The 575-nt window shown below is 63.1% G+C and carries 1 protein-coding gene; it reads right to left on the minus strand.

Annotated features, from left to right (window positions below; all coding sequences use genetic code 11):
* On the minus strand, nucleotides 1-453 hold a 453-nt coding region (locus tag D1614_RS28505), incomplete at its 3' end, for an extracellular solute-binding protein (RefSeq protein ID WP_206610187.1).
* Nucleotides 454-575: the final 122 nt, after the last annotated feature.

The following is a 575-nucleotide window of genomic DNA, read 5'->3' on the forward strand; positions in this document are numbered from 1 at the left end:
CATCGAGCTTTCGGCATAGAACGGCACGGCGAAGAGCTTGCCGCCCTGCGAAAGGCCATCGCGCACTGTTGGCAGCAGGTCAGCCGTGTCGTAGCTGGCGGGCATGTCGAGCGGGGCGAGCCAGCCTTTCTTGGCCCACAGCGGCGCTTCGTAGCCGCCGATCGTCATCAGGTCGAACTGGCCGCTGCCCGTGGCGATGTCGGTGGTCACGCGCTGGCGCAGCACGCCTTCTTCCAGCGTGACCCAGCGCAGTTTGATGTCGGGGTGCGCCTGCTCGAACTGTGTCGACAGTTTCTGCAGCACGATCATGTCGGGGTTGTTGATCGTGGCGATCGTGAGCGTGGTGGGTGCGGCCTGCGCAGAGACAGCGCAGAGAGCGGGGAAGGCAGCGAGGGCGGTCAGCTTGAGTAGGCGGGATGGGCGGGCCATCCCGCGCAGAAGCGTGCGGAACATGCAGTCGTCTCCTTTCTTGGAATGTGGCGATGCGGGCGCACCGCCAGGACTTGCTTCGGGGTTTGAGCAATTGTCCGTGTTGTGGGCAAATAATCGGATGTGATGTTGCGATTGTCAAGCAA

It is taken from the genome of Maribellus luteus, from assembly GCF_003576475.1.
Lineage (GTDB): Bacteria > Bacteroidota > Bacteroidia > Bacteroidales > Prolixibacteraceae > Draconibacterium > Draconibacterium luteum.